This is a genomic window from Cytobacillus sp. NCCP-133, from assembly GCF_026011715.1.
In the GTDB taxonomy this organism is placed as follows: domain Bacteria; phylum Bacillota; class Bacilli; order Bacillales; family Cytobacillaceae; genus Cytobacillus.
The window spans coordinates 1-14,859 of sequence record NZ_BRVM01000039.1; the positions used below are offsets into that span (position 1 = coordinate 1).

The following is a 14,859-nucleotide window of genomic DNA, read 5'->3' on the forward strand; positions in this document are numbered from 1 at the left end:
AATCACGAGATCGCTTGCCTAGAAATCAAGAAAATGGTTTGTCATCGCTTAAAACATGAGCCAGCTAGAAAGTATGAATAATTCAGGTCTAAATATGACTGTGTGACAATCGGCGAAGCTCCAGGTGTCCCATATGAGCAATATGGTGCTTATATCGGGGACGATGGTTACTTCTCGATTATATTTGATTTTAAGTATGCCGACATACTTTTAACACTTCGATATTTGGACTTAAACCATTTATAATTAAAATGTAACATGGAATTAAAAAGTTGTTAAACTCGTTTTTAAAAATGCATGTTACATTGATTTCTCACATACATACACTCAAGCGAAGAAGCAGGTGAACGAATAATGAATACAACGATTAAGGATATTGCACAGCTGGCCGGAGTGGCCAAGAGTACCGTTTCCAGGTATTTGAATGGCGGCAATGTAAGTGAAAAGACGAAAGCGAAAATCCGAAAGGTGATTGAGGAAACGAATTATGAACCTAATTCGTTTGCGCAAAGCCTGAAAGCAAAGAAGACCAACTTTATTGGGGTGATTGCCCCAACGCTTGATTCTTATGTGACATCAACAGTGCTGATGGCAATTGACGAAGAGCTGAGGAAACGGGATTATACAACACTAATCATTAGCACAAGCAAGCATGTAGACAGGGAGATTGAAAGTCTGATTAGCCTGTCGCGTCAAAAAGTAGATGGCATCATCCTAATTGCCACTGGTGTTACGGAAAAACATATCGAAACCATCAATTCCATTCAGATTCCGGTATTAATTGTCGCACAGGAGGTGGTTCATTGCTCTTGCATTATAAATGATGATTATCATGCAGGTTTTAAAATGGGCCAGTATGTTTCGGAAAAAGGGCATAGCGCTGTTGCATACCTCGGTGTGACAGAAAGTGACATAGCTGTAGGGCAGCGCAGGAAACAGGGAATTATGGATGGGCTGAAGGAAGCAGGAGTTTCCGATCTTAAAACATACATATCTCAATTTGATTTGCATGATGCAGCAAGGATTACACAGGAAATGCTTGAGAGCTTTACACCGACTGCCATTATTTGTGCAACTGACACTATTGCGTTTGGGGCCATGAAGACCATCTCAAAGCTTGGCAAAACAGTGCCAGGGGATTTTTCACTTGCGGGCTTTGGCGGATATAATATTTCGGAAGTCATTCACCCTTCACTGACGACCATCCGTTTTAATAATGAAGAGACAGGTGTAATGGCTGCCGAGACCATTATTAAACTAACGAATGGGGAAGATGTCCCGGAATTGCAGGTATCCGGTTTTGTTTTTGTGGAGGGCGAGAGCGTGAAAAGTGTTAAAAGCTGATAACGTTTTCAAAAAAGGGTTGTCGAAAATGAAAAACTGTTATAGAATGAATTTATGGAACCGGTTCCCGTCGAGCGATCCTCTTTGACGCTAATCGGGGGAAAGGAAAACCTTCAGGGTGCAGCGCACTGTGCCACAAGGCTGCGGTTGGTACTTAAGGATAATTCTCTGGCCGACACTAAAGCGATCGGACAGCTTGATCATGTAAAAGGCTCGTTTGTAGCAGGGGATCAGCTGCAGATTATTTTTGGAGCTGGTACAGTCAATGACGTTTATGCTGTCTTTACAGAGGAAGCTGGCATTACAGAAATGTCTCTTGGTGACGTAAAAGAGCAATCTGCCCAGAAGCAGAATGCGTTTCAAAAAGGGATCAAGGCTTTATCCGATGTGTTCGTTGAAATCATTCCAGGCTTGCTGGCAGCAGCACTTCTGATGGGAGTAACAGGACTTCTTAGCCAGGAAGGAATATTCGGTCAACAGTCGGTTGCCGAGATGTATCCGGCAATTGCTGGATTTAATCGTTTTATTTCCATTATGTCAACTGGAATCTTCACGATTCTTCCATTGCTTGTTGTATATTCGGCGACAAAGCGTTTTGGCGGTAATCCTGTTCTTGGACTGGTGCTGGGTGCGATCATGCTACACCCTGATCTTGCGAATGCTTATTTAGTGGGAAATGGAACAGTTGAACCGGAAGTCATCAGCCTGTTTGGTTTGAAGGTTTCACTCGTTGCATTCCAGGGCGGTATCATCATCGCCTTATTGATGGGATTAGTCGTGGCAAAGCTTGATCAATTTTTCAGTAGAAAAGTGCCAGATATTATTAAGCTATTTCTTGCTCCGTTCTTAACCATTGTTGTTTCTGGTTTTCTATTATTCTCAGCCGTTGGTCCTTTTGGCCGTCTGTTATCAGACGGAATTACAGCGGCTTTAATGTGGAGCGTAGATAACTTGGGCATTGTTGGTTTCATGCTGTTTGCCGGGATTCAGCAGGTCATTGTCATTACGGGACTTCATCACGTCATAGGGGCTGTTGAAGCACAGCTGATTGCCGACACTGGCTATAACTTCATCATGCCGCTTATGTCAGTTGCGTTAATGGGACAGGGTGGAGCTGTACTCGGCTACACATTAGCTCTATGGAAAAATGATAAAGCTAAACAGATTGGCATTTCAGCGTTTGGGTCTACTTTGTTTGGAATCTCTGAACCAGCGCTATTTGGTGTAAACGTAAAATATCGATTCCCGCTGATTATGGGCTGCATTGGCGGTGCAATTGGCGGAGCATATGTATACCTGACAGGAATCAAAGCATTAGGTTTTGGTGCAACGGCAATCCCTGGTTTCGCGATCGTGGCAGCTCAGGGCAGCGGACATATCAACTATGTGATCGCCAACGTCCTTGCACTCACTGTTGGTGCGATTTTAACAGTCGTGTACTTTAAAGTGAAGAAACCAAACTTAGATTAATAGTATAGGAGGGAGGGATTCCTCTCTTCTCTATTTTTACAGGAGAGGACTTAATATGGAAAGATATACAGAACCAAAGTATAGAACGGTGCTTGAAGCAAAAGAGAATGAACTGAAGGACCTTAGAGAAAAATCAGTGGATTCTGCCTGGAAGCCGGCTTACCATATTCATCCACAGTATGGATTGATGAATGATCCAAATGGCCTAGCTTTTTTTAACGGAGAATTCCATGTTTTTTACCAGTGGTATCCGTTCAGTGCAATGCACGGCATGAAGCACTGGGCCCATGTGAAATCAACTGACCTTGTTAATTGGGAGCGCCTGCCGGCTGCATTGGTGCCGGTGGAGGATTATGAATCCCACGGTGCCTATTCTGGTGCTTCTCTTGAGGTTGACGGAAAGTTATACTTGTATTACACAGGAAATATTAAATACAGTGCAGAGGAACGGTCTGCGAACCAGTGCCTTGCGATTATGGATCAAGAAGGAAATATTCAAAAGTATGAAAACAACCCGGTTATTGAAGGGGTTCCGGATGGGTATACCGGACATGTCCGCGACCCAAAGGTTTTTGAAAAGAACGGAAACTACTATATGTTTTTAGGTGCGCAGCGAAAGGATTTAACTGGAGCTATTATTGTGTATGAATCCGATAATGCGATTGATTGGTCTTTTAAAGGCGAACTGGATCTGCAGATTGATTTTCCAGAATCAGTCTATATGCTGGAGTGCCCGGATTATTTTGAACTTAACGGCAAAGATGTGTTGATTTTCTCTCCTCAAGGGCTGAATGCAGATGGGCATAATTACTATAATCTTTATAATGTTATCTATACAATAGGGAAGCTGGATCTGGAATCTCTGAAATATGAGGTTGAACACTGCCAGGAGCTTGAAAAAGGATTTGATTTCTACGCTCCGCAAACCTTTGAAGGCAAAAATAAAGAGCGTCTGCTATTTTCATGGGCTGGTATGGGTGAAATCGATTATCCAAGTGATAAGGAAGATTGGGCGCATTGCCTCTCAATTCCGCGTGAGCTTAATCTTGTGGATGGGAAGCTTGTTCAAAGGCCTTCAGATTTGTTGAAGCAGCTGAGGGTGAAATCGGATTCCAGCAAAGTGACCATTGAAGCTGAAAGCAAGAATATTGATGAGGGCATTGAGCAGCATGAGCTGGAGTTTATTTTTGAATTAGGTGAGGCTAATAAGTATGGAATCGAACTGTTCTCTTCTGAAAAAGAAGGTCTGGTGCTTGAGTTTGATCGCGGCTCACAGACTGTGAGCCTAAATCGGAAAAAATTTAATTCCGCATTCGGAGGAGAATACGGCTTTGTGAGGAGCTCCGAGCTTAAGATTGGGCGCCATGTAAAGGTTCAAGTGTTTGTTGACCACAGTATTGCAGAGATTTTTGTAAATGACGGTGAGGCCGTCTTCACCGCAAGAGTTTTTCCTGAAGAAAAATCAAATGGACTCAAGCTCTTCAGTGATGGAAAAGTGAATTGCAGCTATACAAAGCATGAGCTAAAGCAAGGAATAACACGGTAGGGGTGAGAATATGGGGAAGCTATACTCGATAGGCGAAGTTTTAATTGATTTTATACCGCAGGAAAAGGGTGCAGCATTGAAGGATGTTGTAACTTTCGAACGAGCTGCTGGCGGTGCACCGGCGAATGTAGCCGCAGCGGTGGCGAAATATGGACACGAAGCTTCAATGATTACCAAACTCGGAAATGATGCTTTTGGTGATTTTTTGATTGAGCAGCTTCAGACTGCCGGTGTCAAGACAGACAAAGTTTTTCGTACAAGCGAAGCCAATACAGGGCTTGCCTTTGTTTCGCTAAAAGACAACGGGGAACGGGATTTTTCATTTTACCGAAAACCTTCGGCGGATTTGCTGTTTGACAAATCAGATGTTCAGGCAGATTGGTTCGGAAAAGGCGACATTCTGCACTTTTGTTCTGTCGATCTTGTGGATAGCCCGATGAAGCAGGCACATAAAAAAGCGATAGATTTTATGAAAGAAAAGGGCGGTCTTATTAGCTTTGATCCGAATGTAAGATTGCCGCTATGGGAGAATCCAAGGGATTGCAGAACTGCTATTCTGGAATTTTTGCCATATGCTCATCTGTTAAAAGTTTCTGATGAAGAATTAACGTTTATCACAGGAATCAATGATGTGGAAAAAGCAATTGCTTCTTTATTTACAGGGGATGTGAAGGCTGTGGTCTGTACGAAGGGCTCTGCCGGAGCTGAGTTGTTTTTACAAGATGCCAATTGGGAATCTTCGGGATACAAAGTCGATGTTCAGGATACCACAGGTGCCGGAGATGCTTTTATCGGCGGATTTTTATTTAAGCTGCTGGAAGCAAAGGTGAATTCGGAAAATATATTGAGTATATTGAAAGAAAAACATACGGAGATCCTTTCATTTGCCAATGCCAGCGGGGCGTTAACAGCTGCAGGAAAAGGCGCTATTTCGGCACTGCCTGATAAGGAGCAAGTCTTAGCGTTTATCAAAGCGCAGTAGAAGGGTCGAATTTTAAGAGTAAAGGTATCAGATCTCAATGATTTGATACCTTTTTATATTTAGGATGGTCGGGTAAAAAAGAAACGGAGGGTAAGAAAGGCAGAAGAATAGACTTGACAAATAATTGATAACTATGAAGAAGTGCAATTCTGTTTAGCTTTTTTTAACATTTTGCCTAATTGGCTGCACAATATTTTGCTCCCGGCATTCGTGCCTTTTAGCAAATAATGATTAAGCTTATTGCCTGTTTCTTTTTTTGAGATAGGAAGTGAAGGCTAATAAGATCTGAATGAAAGGAACGTATTTTGCCCAAGGAAATGGTGGATATCCGCTGAAAAACCATGCATTTGGGTAAAGTAAGACGGCACTTGCGAGCATCCAATTCCAAGAGCGCGAAATGAGTCCATAGAAAAATGCAAAGATGGATGCGAGGAGCAGAGGATAAAACAATCCAAATGAACCCAATAATACTCCCAAAAACTCTTCCAAAATTTCACCCCATTTTAAAGATTTCTATCTTCTACTGATGGTTAGTAGGATTATGTTATTATCTATTTTAACATAAATATCCATTTTGCTATTGAAAAAAATTTGGGCATATGAAGGCCTTATGAACGGCTCTCTGCTTGGTTAGGCAGTTTTTCCATCAAGCCAAAGTTACTTTGGAGCAATTAGGGTGGCGCATGAAGTAACGAATTTGCCAAGAACATACTTTAGCTGGTAAAGTTTCAGCATCAATTATTGGAATATTTAGTTTATTATAGTATAATAGGTCGAAAGTTAAGAAGGAGCTGAGCTGAGTATGAAGAGTGTGAGTGAAGAGACTAAAGGCTATTTTGGTGAGTTTGGCGGAAGTTTTATACCTGGAGACCTGCAGGAGGTCATGGATTATTTAGAGGATCAATTTTTGAACTATAAAGATGATCCAGAGTTTAAAAGAGAATTTTCCTATTACATAAAACAATATATTGGCCGGGAAAATCCGTTAACATATGCTGAGAACTTAACAAAGAAACTTGGCGGAGCCAAAATTTATTTAAAGCGTGAAGATTTAAACCATACCGGTGCACATAAGATCAACAATGCAATTGGCCAGATTCTGCTTGCGAAAAGAATGGGAGCGAAGCGGATTATTGCGGAAACTGGTGCCGGACAGCATGGTGTAGCAACAGCAACGGCATGTGCGATGTTTGATATGGAATGCATCATTTATATGGGCAAATTGGATACCGAGCGCCAGGCTCTGAATGTGTTCAGAATGGAATTGCTGGGTGCAAAGGTAGTTCCCGTAGAAAAAGGGCAGGGCCGGCTGAAAGATGCGGTAGACGAAGCATTGGCCGATCTTGTCCAAAACTATAAAAATACTTTCTATCTATTAGGCTCTGCAGTAGGACCGCATCCATTCCCTACGATGGTCAAACACTTTCAGTCGGTAATTAGCGAGGAATCAAAGCGCCAAATTCTCGAGCAGGAAGGGAATCTGCCAGCAGCTGTCATCGCCTGCACAGGAGGTGGAAGCAACGCGATTGGCGCGTTTGCCCATTACCTGGATGAAAAGGGAGTACGCCTGATCGGGGTTGAGCCGAAAGAAGCGCCTACCTTGTCAGAAGGGGTTCCTGCAGTGATCCATGGCTTCAAATGTTTGACCCTGCTTGATGAAGAAGGACAGCCGAAGCCTACCTATTCCATCGCTGCTGGGCTGGATTATCCGGGGATTGGTCCTGAGCACAGCCACTTAAAGGTGAGCGGACGGGCGGAGTATGTGACCGCGACCGGTGAGGAAGCTCTAGAAGCTTTCCAGCTGCTGTCTAAAACAGAGGGAATCATTCCTGCACTTGAGAGTGCGCATGCTGTTGCCCATGCTTTGAAGCTGGCAAAAGAATTATCAAAAGAGGATGCCATCATCGTCAATCTATCAGGACGCGGCGACAAGGATGTGGAACAGGTCTTTGGCATGTTAAAGAATCGTTGATATTGAAGGTTAAATTCAGGCATAGCTTTCATATAAGAAACCCAAATCTCAGACTGATTTGGGTTTTCTGCTTCTTAACTGCTTCTTAAATTAAGTTTGCTCCAGATTTTTAAGATTGTCTGGTATTAGGTTAGTTAAAAAACAGACGGGCTTACAATGAAAAAAATTTATATTTATTGGGTGATAAGCCTTCTGTTATCGTTCATTGGATTTTTGCTTGGTTAGTCCCATGCAGTCTATAGCCCATACGTTAGGCTAAAGGATTAAGCTGAGTTTCCCATTCAAAATAAATTCGGCCGGCTTGATCTCCTTCAGCCGGAGTTTCCAATACCAAAAAATAACACGAGATAAATGTAAGCATTTACATTATAATGGAAGTAGAGGTAGGAAAGGGGCTGCATCCAATGGAACTTTTAATGGAACAATGCGAGCATGGCCAATCGGAAGAACCTTGTGAAGAGTGTGCCCCAAAAAGAGAAGGGGAAGAGAATTTCAATCCCTCCGATTACGATTATCATAAGAGATTGTGGTTTTAAAGGTTACAAAAACACTTGGGAAAGTCCAAGTGTTTTTTCTATATTCTTTTTCTTCTCATCCACTGCGTTGCTGCCCATTTGTCGCCAATAATGACAGGCGCGCCTCCATGCAGTGTTAAGACGTTAAGGCTTTGGTCGTTATAAAAATATTCAAAGTACACAGCCATTCCTTTTTGCGGCGATACGGAGAAATTAAGTTTAGGGAAATATGTTTCTCCGCCTTGCTCCACATCATTCAAATACATGACAAGTGTGCTGATTCGAGGGTTGCCGGCTGCCCTGCTTGTTGGTGAAAAGAAATCAAAATGTGCTTTATATTCCTGGCCGATTTTGTAATGTAAAATTTGCAGACCCTCACCATGCTCCACTGGTATATTCATAATTTGCGAGATCCGTTTATCGATTCTCGCCACAACGTCCGTTTCGCCTTCATGGAAAAACGTGCTGCTGCTTGTTCTGAGATCATCCACTTCCCGCGAGTTTCCAATTTTGGATCGCTTAAGACGATCCTTAGACTGTCTAATCAGCTCATCGCATTCTTCATCGCTTAAAACATTACCTCATATCACAATCAATGGTTCTTTCAGCCTAGCAATTATGTTAATCTCTCGATCCTCTGTAACGATTTTGTTTCCAACATGATCAAAAATTGATTGTTCTTTAATCGTCAAATCTGCAGCATCCATTGCCAATTTCATCGACCTCTTCTATTTGATTTTTCTGAAAATACGAGATATTAAAAGGTAAAAATCATTAAGTATTAGGCAGGTTTTTATTACTCTGTTTATTAAAACGATGTAAGCTTAGATCCTCTCTAATTGAGAATATTTTACAATGCTAGAGGGAGAATGGCCATCTTTTTTTTATAATATCACAATTTTTATATTTTTATATATATCTGCTAGTCATTGGCAGGCTTGCCAGAATGGATTATAAAAAAATCACTATTGACTTAAATAACTGTAAATATTATTATTACAGTATATCGAAGTAACTTAAAATATTTTTATTATAACTGTAATATTATTTTTTACACTTTGGCATTGCTGCAATTTAAATAAAAAATAAAATTAAAAGGAGTGTTAAACAATGGTAAATTTATACCTTACTTCAAGCTGCGGTTCCTGCCGAAAAGCAAGGGCATGGCTTGAGGAACATCAAATCCCTTTTATTGAAAGAAACATTATAACAGAGCCGCTTACAGTGGATGAAATTAAATCTGTTTTACGCTTAACGGAGACTGGAACGGAGGAGATTATTTCAACCAAGTCTAAAGCTTATCAGGAGCTGAACGTTAATATTGACTCCCTGCCGCTCAAGGATTTGTATCAATTAATAATGGAAAATCCGCAAATGCTGCGCAGGCCCATTATCCAGGATGAAAAGCGATTACAGGTTGGCTTTAATGAGGAAGAAATCCGAAGCTTCCTTCCGCGTAAATTTCGTACCTTTTCATATAGTGAATTACAAAAGTTGGCCAATTAAGATGGTCTAAAGAGCTTAAAGGGTGTATTTCTGACAAGATAATCTATAACACCTAGTATTACAGTACGTATTAAATGATGATGATTGTCATCAGCCATCAATTCAAGGAGGCAGGCCATGAATAGCGACTTTACTCTTGCCATTCATAGTTTAACTTATCTTGCGCTGCAGCCGGATCGCATGTCTACAAGCGATGCCATATCAGAAAGTGCAGGTGTCCATGCAGTCCGGATTCGCAAAGTCTTGAGTCTGTTAAAAAAACATGGATTTATTAAATCAAAAGAAGGCCTGGGAGGCGGGTTTATATTTGCCCGGGACTTAAGTGAAGTGAATCTTTGGGATATTTATAAGCTTACTTCTGAAGGTGCCCTTCAGCCTAAATGTCCTGAATCAAATGAACAATGTGTCGTAGGCGCGAATATGCAAAGAGTTCTATTTAACATATTTATAGGGGCAGAAGAACATCTTGGTGACTATTTAAAACAATATACCATTAAAGATGTTCTCGAACTGATTTATGATAAATAATGGGAGAAAACATATCTCTCATTTTCATTCGGCAGCAAGGGAAAAATTATAGTCTAACGTTTAGGAAAGCAGACTTGGAGGTCATCAATGCATGGGTATTTGAGAACGTGTCCTCTTTGCCGGCTAATCTGTCCGAGCAGATGATAGACTCTGTGCGAAGTGAGGTAAAAAGGAGAATATAGCTAATGATGGAGGCGGTATAAATCGCCTCTATTTTTTTATGCATAATTTCGTTTCATCATCAAAACCTAACTTGTAAATACAATTGTAAATGCAAGTGAGGAGAGTGGAGGATGGATAATTTATTGAAACAGCAGGGCGCTATATTTTTGCATGGAAAAGAAGTGGTCAGAGCTGGAGAAGGTTTTTAACCTCTCAACTGCTCAGCAGCATATTTTATTCCTGCTTGTGACGAATCAGAATGAGCTCAGTCCAACTCAATTAAGTGAACTGGGCTGCTAGTACATTTCAACTGTGACCCGTTTATTAAAACCCCTGCAGGAAAAGGGATTTATAGAATTAAGTGCAAATCATGAAAAACCAAGATATAAGAAAGTTACGATTACTCGGAAGGGAACGGAAACACTCAATAAAATTATGGACAAAGTCAAGGGTACGGAACAATTCCCTTTTAATATGAGTCGTTTGACAACGGAAGAGCTGAATACCTTTTTGAAGTATGGCCAAAAAATACTGGGTGTTCATAAAGACGGTCACTTTTTGAAGATGCTGACGGAAGCACGTGTTGAAAATTATGATTATGCCTAACTGTTTTTAAATATAAAGCATTTTCAAATAGGAATGGAGGTTTTGATATGAGCTATCAGGAGTATTGGTATGAGATCTATAAACAGAGTGAAAAGATGAATTCTTTAATTTCATCCTATTGGAATGATTATTCTCATATGGGCACCTGGCAGTTTTGGATTGTCATATCCCTTTTAATTCTCCCGCTGATTGTTGTATATATTGCAGTTGACCGGCGCAGGATATTTGAAGTATTTTTCTTTGGCTACACGGTCCATATTCTTTGGGCTTATATTGATATAGCTTTACAGCGACATAGCTTTTTTGTTCATACCTATTTTTTTTCGCCTATTTTTCCTAATGCGCTGAACATGATAATGTCCGTCATTCCAGTGGGTTATCTGCTGCTGTATCAATTTTGCGTGAATCATAAGAAGAACTTTTTAATCTACACACTCTTTTTAAGTGCTTTGTTTGCGTTTGTTCTTGCACCCATTGAAAAAATGATTGGGATGATTGAATTTAATAAAGGGATGAACCAGTTTTATCTGTTTTTAATCGATGTTGCTATTACCTATATTGCTTATTTCTTTACCAAATTTATAAAAAGGTTATCTAAGAGAGAAGCGATTTAAGAATGATTGCTGTCTAATGGGCAGCTTTTATTTGTTGTATAAAAAGGGAAGATTATATTAAAAAATAATAAAAAATTATTGAAAAACAATAAATCATATTTTATTATAAGACCATCAACTCAAAAAGAGGTGCAGTATGAATCGGGGAACAACTGCTTTTTTAAAGGGGGCTATTTTTATTATTGGGATTATGGTATTTGTTTTTTGCGCCTATGTGCTTCCAGTATGGTCAAGGGAAGCGGCTATAGGGAATCCGGAGCATTCATATTTAAGATTTCCTGTTCTAATCGGTGCTAATATTGCTGCCTTTCCTTTTTATATCGCTCTTTACCAGGGACTAAAATTATTGTACTTGGTAGACACTGAAAACGCCTTTTCGAATTTAGCCATTACTTCATTAAAAAAAATCCGAAATTGCGGAGGCACAATTTGCAGTATTTATGTGCTGGGGGTAATGATGCTATTTTTCCTTAATGCTCTGCATCCGTCATTGTTATTAATAGGATTTGCCATCAGTTTTGGATCACTAATGATTTCCGTGTTCGCTGCTATCCTGCAAAAGCTGTTAAGAAGCACATTGGAAATGAAGTCAGAAAACGAACTGACCGTATGAGGGGTATCCTAAAGCATCTCATCCTTTGAAAGAAGAGATGCTTTTTTAGATTCATACAAGTTTTTTTTAGATAGAATCCGAACAGTGCTGCAGGAGGTTTAACACTTCTGTTAAACAGAATCAAACATTTAAAGGGATCATGCGATAGTCGATGCTGTCTTCTTCTGTCTATTGTGTTTATCCTGCAAAACAAATTGATCCCGGCCTGCTCCTATTCCTGAAATAGTAAAGATGGCAGTAATGGCCAATAGGAAGATCGATGGAATAGTCCATGAATGGAACAGATCATATAGTGAGCCAATTAGAATAGGTCCTGCCGCGGCAAGCAGGTAGCCGACAGATTGGGCCATTCCTGAAAGGCTCGCTGCCTGTTTGGCATTTTCAGCCCGAAGCCCAATCAGAGTTAAGGAATGGCTGATGGCTGCTCCAAGACCAATCCCGAGGAGCACAATACTGGTGTTAGAGATGATGGCATTGAAATTGATTAGCAGACCCATAATGCCGGCAAAAGTGAAAATACCAATTCCAAGTGCGATCCCTTTTTGGTTAGGCAGACGGTCTGCAAGAACGGGAATAATAAAATTGGCAGGGAGACCCGAAAACTGGAGAACGGTTACCATCCAACCAGCAGCAGCAATTTCCCGTCCCTGGCTATGCAGGATTTCCGGCAGCCAGGTGGTGATGCTAAAATAGACCATTGATTGCAATCCCATAAACACCGTGACTTGCCAGGCGATAGGGGAGGACCAAATCGATGTCTTTGGAGCACTTATGTTAGGCTCTTTCGTTTTTTCTCTTCTGAATCTGATTTGCGGCAGCCAAACGAAAATGGCAATAAATATAAGAATAACCCAAACACCGAGAGAAAGTCTCCATCCTAAGCCCATCTCCTCTGCAAGGGGGACACTGAACCCTGGTGCAAATCCTGCACATATTCCCATCGAAAAAGTATAAATCCCTGTAAGCAGCCCGACCTTTTGCGGAAATTTTTCCTTGACCATCCCCGGAAGAAGCACATTGCAAAGTCCGACCCCCAGTCCGATTAAGACAGTTCCTATGTACAATGGAGAGAGCATTCCAGATGAGCGTGCTGCTATGCCGGCTCCCAATATAGTTAAACCCACAAGAATGCTCCATTCACTTCCAAGCTTTTGAGCGATCCTTGGAACAAATGGGGACAGCAGTGCAAAGGCAACGAGCGGAAGGGTAGTCAGAAGACCTGCTGCGCCATTTGATATTCCGATTTCATCCCGGATCGCGCCGATTAAAGGGCCGACTGATGTAATGGCTGGACGTAAATTAAAAGCTACAAAAACAATGCCTGCCATTAGTAAAAGGTTTTTAGTATCAAATTTTGCTGAATTCCTCAACACAGACACTCCTTAATGGTATTTCAAACATCTTTCGTATAGCGAAAATACAATATTCAGAATAGTATAAATGGTTTTAATTAAAAAGTACACAGTTTTTATTTAAAACGGCCAATATTTACAAGATAATCCCATCTTCAGAAATTTTAATCTAATTTTGCTTGAACTAAACGGCTTTATCTGGAATGAAGTGTGTTCTAGATTGAGATAAAAGTTATTGATATAGATTATATGAAAAAGCAAAAAGGAGATCTCCCAAATAAATCCTTTTGGATTACCTGCAGCTTTTTCGGAAATTCTATAGGTATTGGACTATTACCTATCAAATGTGGTTTTGAAAGGAGAGAGGCAGATGGAGTCTATTTGGCTGGAGTATGCTTGGGCCTTGCTGATTTTAATTGGTTTAGAAGGCTTGCTGTCGGCAGACAATGCTCTTGTGCTGGCAGTAATAGCCAAGCATTTACCCGATGATCAGAAGAAAAAAGCGATTAATTACGGAATAATCATGGCATTCGCGTTTAGATTTATCGCGCTTTTTGCCATTTCATTTATTGCAAACGTCTGGCAAATCCAGGCGATCGGAGCGGCTTATCTTCTTTACCTGGGCTTGAAGCATATTATTAAGGCCAAGTTTGGAAAAGAAAATAAAAATATTCGGGAAGATGTGAAAGAGGAATCAGCAGGAAAAGGCTTTTTGCCTACAGTTGGGAAAATTGCCTTAGCTGACCTTGCTTTTGCGATTGACTCGATTCTTGCTGCCGTTGCACTTGCTCTTGGTCTGCCGGATTCACCGCTCAATGACTTCGGCGGCATGGATGGAGGCCAGTTTATTGTAGTTGTGCTAGGCGGTGTCGCCGGTCTTATTTTGATTAAATTTGCGGCAACCTGGTTTGTCCAGCTCTTGGCAAAACGCCCGGCATTGGAAACCACCGCTTATGCCATTGTTGCTTGGGTAGGTGTCAAGCTTGCTGTCATTACCCTTGCCCATGAAGATATTGGAATCCTGGATCATGATTTTCCACATAGTACAGGATGGACGTTGATTTTTTATGGAGTATTGGTTGGCATCGCATTGCTTGGCTGGTTTGCACCTGGCAAGAAAACAAGAGTTGCGGAGGGTGAGGCTTAAAGGAGGTCTCGGGAATGTTAGATTAGGCGTACTAAGATGAGTACTTTCTTGGAAAAATCAGGGGAAAATACTCTGTCCCATTTATAAATAGCTGCCATTTACGGCAGCTATTTTTTGCTAAAAAAAGCTTTATAAAATGCACAGATGCACTTTTGCATCTCTGCTCGCCAAATCGATTTTTTTCTTGTTAACGCCCTTTGTATATGTCTTACTTAATATCGTTATTATTCCAACGGATAAACGCCCATTTTTATGGAAGCTTCCTCACCTTTGTCGTTATTCCATGCATTGGTTCTCATCTCTTTCAGGCAAGTTGTTTTTTGCTCTTGATTTATTGGAGTTTAAGTTGGAATGAAGCGGATATAAAAATGGCTGTATTGGAAAATTTTTATAATTAGACAAAGTGAGCAATAATCATTCAGTGTTCTTGATGTATTACCACCTTGTGTTAGTTGTGAAGTATCGAAGGAAAGTAATAGATGATACTATTTCAGACTATGCC

15 protein-coding genes and 1 pseudogene are annotated in these 14,859 nt (G+C 40.8%); 14 read left to right on the forward strand and 2 right to left on the reverse strand.

Annotated elements, in window-relative coordinates; genetic code table 11:
* Window positions 1-354 precede the first annotated feature (354 nt).
* The 6 genes from NCCP133_RS21300 to NCCP133_RS21325 all read left to right on the forward strand — a co-directional run bounded on the left by NCCP133_RS21300 (window position 355) and on the right by NCCP133_RS21325 (window position 7,850).
* Entirely contained in the window at window positions 355-1,344 is a 990-nt protein-coding gene (locus NCCP133_RS21300; protein WP_264807246.1) for a LacI family DNA-binding transcriptional regulator, read from the forward strand.
* A 54-nt stretch (window positions 1,345-1,398) separates the two neighbouring features.
* On the forward strand, window positions 1,399-2,814 hold the full coding sequence (locus NCCP133_RS21305; protein ID WP_264807247.1) for a PTS transporter subunit EIIC: 1,416 nt from the start codon (window positions 1,399-1,401) through the stop codon (window positions 2,812-2,814).
* Window positions 2,815-2,869: 55 nt separating this feature from the next.
* The gene (locus NCCP133_RS21310; protein ID WP_264807248.1) at window positions 2,870-4,360 is read left to right on the forward strand and encodes a glycoside hydrolase family 32 protein; all 1,491 of its coding nucleotides are present in this window, start codon (window positions 2,870-2,872) and stop codon (window positions 4,358-4,360) included.
* A gap of 10 nt (window positions 4,361-4,370) precedes the next feature.
* The gene (locus NCCP133_RS21315; protein ID WP_264807249.1) at window positions 4,371-5,342 is read left to right on the forward strand and encodes a carbohydrate kinase family protein; all 972 of its coding nucleotides are present in this window, start codon (window positions 4,371-4,373) and stop codon (window positions 5,340-5,342) included.
* A gap of 802 nt (window positions 5,343-6,144) precedes the next feature.
* A complete protein-coding gene (gene trpB, locus NCCP133_RS21320) occupies window positions 6,145-7,314 on the forward strand; it encodes a tryptophan synthase subunit beta (RefSeq protein WP_264807250.1) in 1,170 nt (389 codons plus the stop codon).
* 404 nt (window positions 7,315-7,718) lie between these two features.
* The gene (locus NCCP133_RS21325; protein WP_264807251.1) at window positions 7,719-7,850 is read left to right on the forward strand and encodes a hypothetical protein; all 132 of its coding nucleotides are present in this window, start codon (window positions 7,719-7,721) and stop codon (window positions 7,848-7,850) included.
* A 38-nt stretch (window positions 7,851-7,888) separates the two neighbouring features.
* Here NCCP133_RS21325 and NCCP133_RS21330 read toward each other — a convergent pair.
* Window positions 7,889-8,548 (reverse strand): annotated as a pseudogene (locus NCCP133_RS21330) (2OG-Fe(II) oxygenase).
* 391 nt (window positions 8,549-8,939) lie between these two features.
* Here NCCP133_RS21330 and spxA point away from each other — a divergent pair.
* The 6 genes from spxA to NCCP133_RS21360 all read left to right on the forward strand — a co-directional run bounded on the left by spxA (window position 8,940) and on the right by NCCP133_RS21360 (window position 11,858).
* On the forward strand, window positions 8,940-9,335 hold the full coding sequence (spxA, locus tag NCCP133_RS21335; protein ID WP_264807252.1) for a transcriptional regulator SpxA: 396 nt from the start codon (window positions 8,940-8,942) through the stop codon (window positions 9,333-9,335).
* A gap of 117 nt (window positions 9,336-9,452) precedes the next feature.
* Window positions 9,453-9,863 (forward strand): RrF2 family transcriptional regulator, encoded by a 411-nt coding sequence (locus NCCP133_RS21340; protein WP_264807253.1) that lies wholly within the window; start codon window positions 9,453-9,455, stop codon window positions 9,861-9,863.
* A gap of 333 nt (window positions 9,864-10,196) precedes the next feature.
* Entirely contained in the window at window positions 10,197-10,325 is a 129-nt protein-coding gene (locus tag NCCP133_RS21345; protein WP_264807254.1) for a hypothetical protein, read from the forward strand.
* Between the two features lie 12 nt (window positions 10,326-10,337).
* On the forward strand, window positions 10,338-10,631 hold the full coding sequence (locus tag NCCP133_RS21350) for a hypothetical protein (RefSeq protein ID WP_264807255.1): 294 nt from the start codon (window positions 10,338-10,340) through the stop codon (window positions 10,629-10,631).
* Window positions 10,632-10,678: 47 nt separating this feature from the next.
* The gene (locus tag NCCP133_RS21355) at window positions 10,679-11,245 is read left to right on the forward strand and encodes a hypothetical protein (protein ID WP_264807256.1); all 567 of its coding nucleotides are present in this window, start codon (window positions 10,679-10,681) and stop codon (window positions 11,243-11,245) included.
* A 136-nt stretch (window positions 11,246-11,381) separates the two neighbouring features.
* On the forward strand, window positions 11,382-11,858 hold the full coding sequence (locus NCCP133_RS21360) for a DUF2975 domain-containing protein (protein WP_264807257.1): 477 nt from the start codon (window positions 11,382-11,384) through the stop codon (window positions 11,856-11,858).
* Between the two features lie 137 nt (window positions 11,859-11,995).
* On the opposite strand, the gene NCCP133_RS21365 is transcribed toward NCCP133_RS21360, so the two are convergent.
* Window positions 11,996-13,228, reverse strand: a complete 1,233-nt coding sequence (locus tag NCCP133_RS21365; protein ID WP_442874317.1) for a CynX/NimT family MFS transporter — start codon at window positions 13,226-13,228, stop codon at window positions 11,996-11,998.
* A 352-nt stretch (window positions 13,229-13,580) separates the two neighbouring features.
* Between NCCP133_RS21365 and NCCP133_RS21370 the strand changes: the two genes are divergently transcribed.
* Together NCCP133_RS21370 and NCCP133_RS21375 are read left to right on the forward strand one after the other, a co-directional pair.
* On the forward strand, window positions 13,581-14,357 hold the full coding sequence (locus NCCP133_RS21370; RefSeq protein ID WP_264807258.1) for a TerC family protein: 777 nt from the start codon (window positions 13,581-13,583) through the stop codon (window positions 14,355-14,357).
* Between the two features lie 430 nt (window positions 14,358-14,787).
* Window positions 14,788-14,859 (forward strand): transposase (locus tag NCCP133_RS21375; protein ID WP_264807260.1); only part of this gene is annotated, 72 nt, incomplete at its 3' end.

Coding starts and splice junctions, on each gene's coding strand:
- NCCP133_RS21300 (WP_264807246.1), top strand. CDS start 355: ATGAATACAACGATTAAGGATATTGCACAGCTGGCCGGAGTGGCCAAG.
- NCCP133_RS21305 (WP_264807247.1), top strand. CDS start 1,399: ATGGAACCGGTTCCCGTCGAGCGATCCTCTTTGACGCTAATCGGGGGA.
- NCCP133_RS21310 (WP_264807248.1), top strand. CDS start 2,870: ATGGAAAGATATACAGAACCAAAGTATAGAACGGTGCTTGAAGCAAAA.
- NCCP133_RS21315 (WP_264807249.1), top strand. CDS start 4,371: ATGGGGAAGCTATACTCGATAGGCGAAGTTTTAATTGATTTTATACCG.
- trpB (WP_264807250.1), top strand. CDS start 6,145: ATGAAGAGTGTGAGTGAAGAGACTAAAGGCTATTTTGGTGAGTTTGGC.
- NCCP133_RS21325 (WP_264807251.1), top strand. CDS start 7,719: ATGGAACTTTTAATGGAACAATGCGAGCATGGCCAATCGGAAGAACCT.
- spxA (WP_264807252.1), top strand. CDS start 8,940: ATGGTAAATTTATACCTTACTTCAAGCTGCGGTTCCTGCCGAAAAGCA.
- NCCP133_RS21340 (WP_264807253.1), top strand. CDS start 9,453: ATGAATAGCGACTTTACTCTTGCCATTCATAGTTTAACTTATCTTGCG.
- NCCP133_RS21345 (WP_264807254.1), top strand. CDS start 10,197: ATGGAAAAGAAGTGGTCAGAGCTGGAGAAGGTTTTTAACCTCTCAACT.
- NCCP133_RS21355 (WP_264807256.1), top strand. CDS start 10,679: ATGAGCTATCAGGAGTATTGGTATGAGATCTATAAACAGAGTGAAAAG.
- NCCP133_RS21360 (WP_264807257.1), top strand. CDS start 11,382: ATGAATCGGGGAACAACTGCTTTTTTAAAGGGGGCTATTTTTATTATT.
- NCCP133_RS21370 (WP_264807258.1), top strand. CDS start 13,581: ATGGAGTCTATTTGGCTGGAGTATGCTTGGGCCTTGCTGATTTTAATT.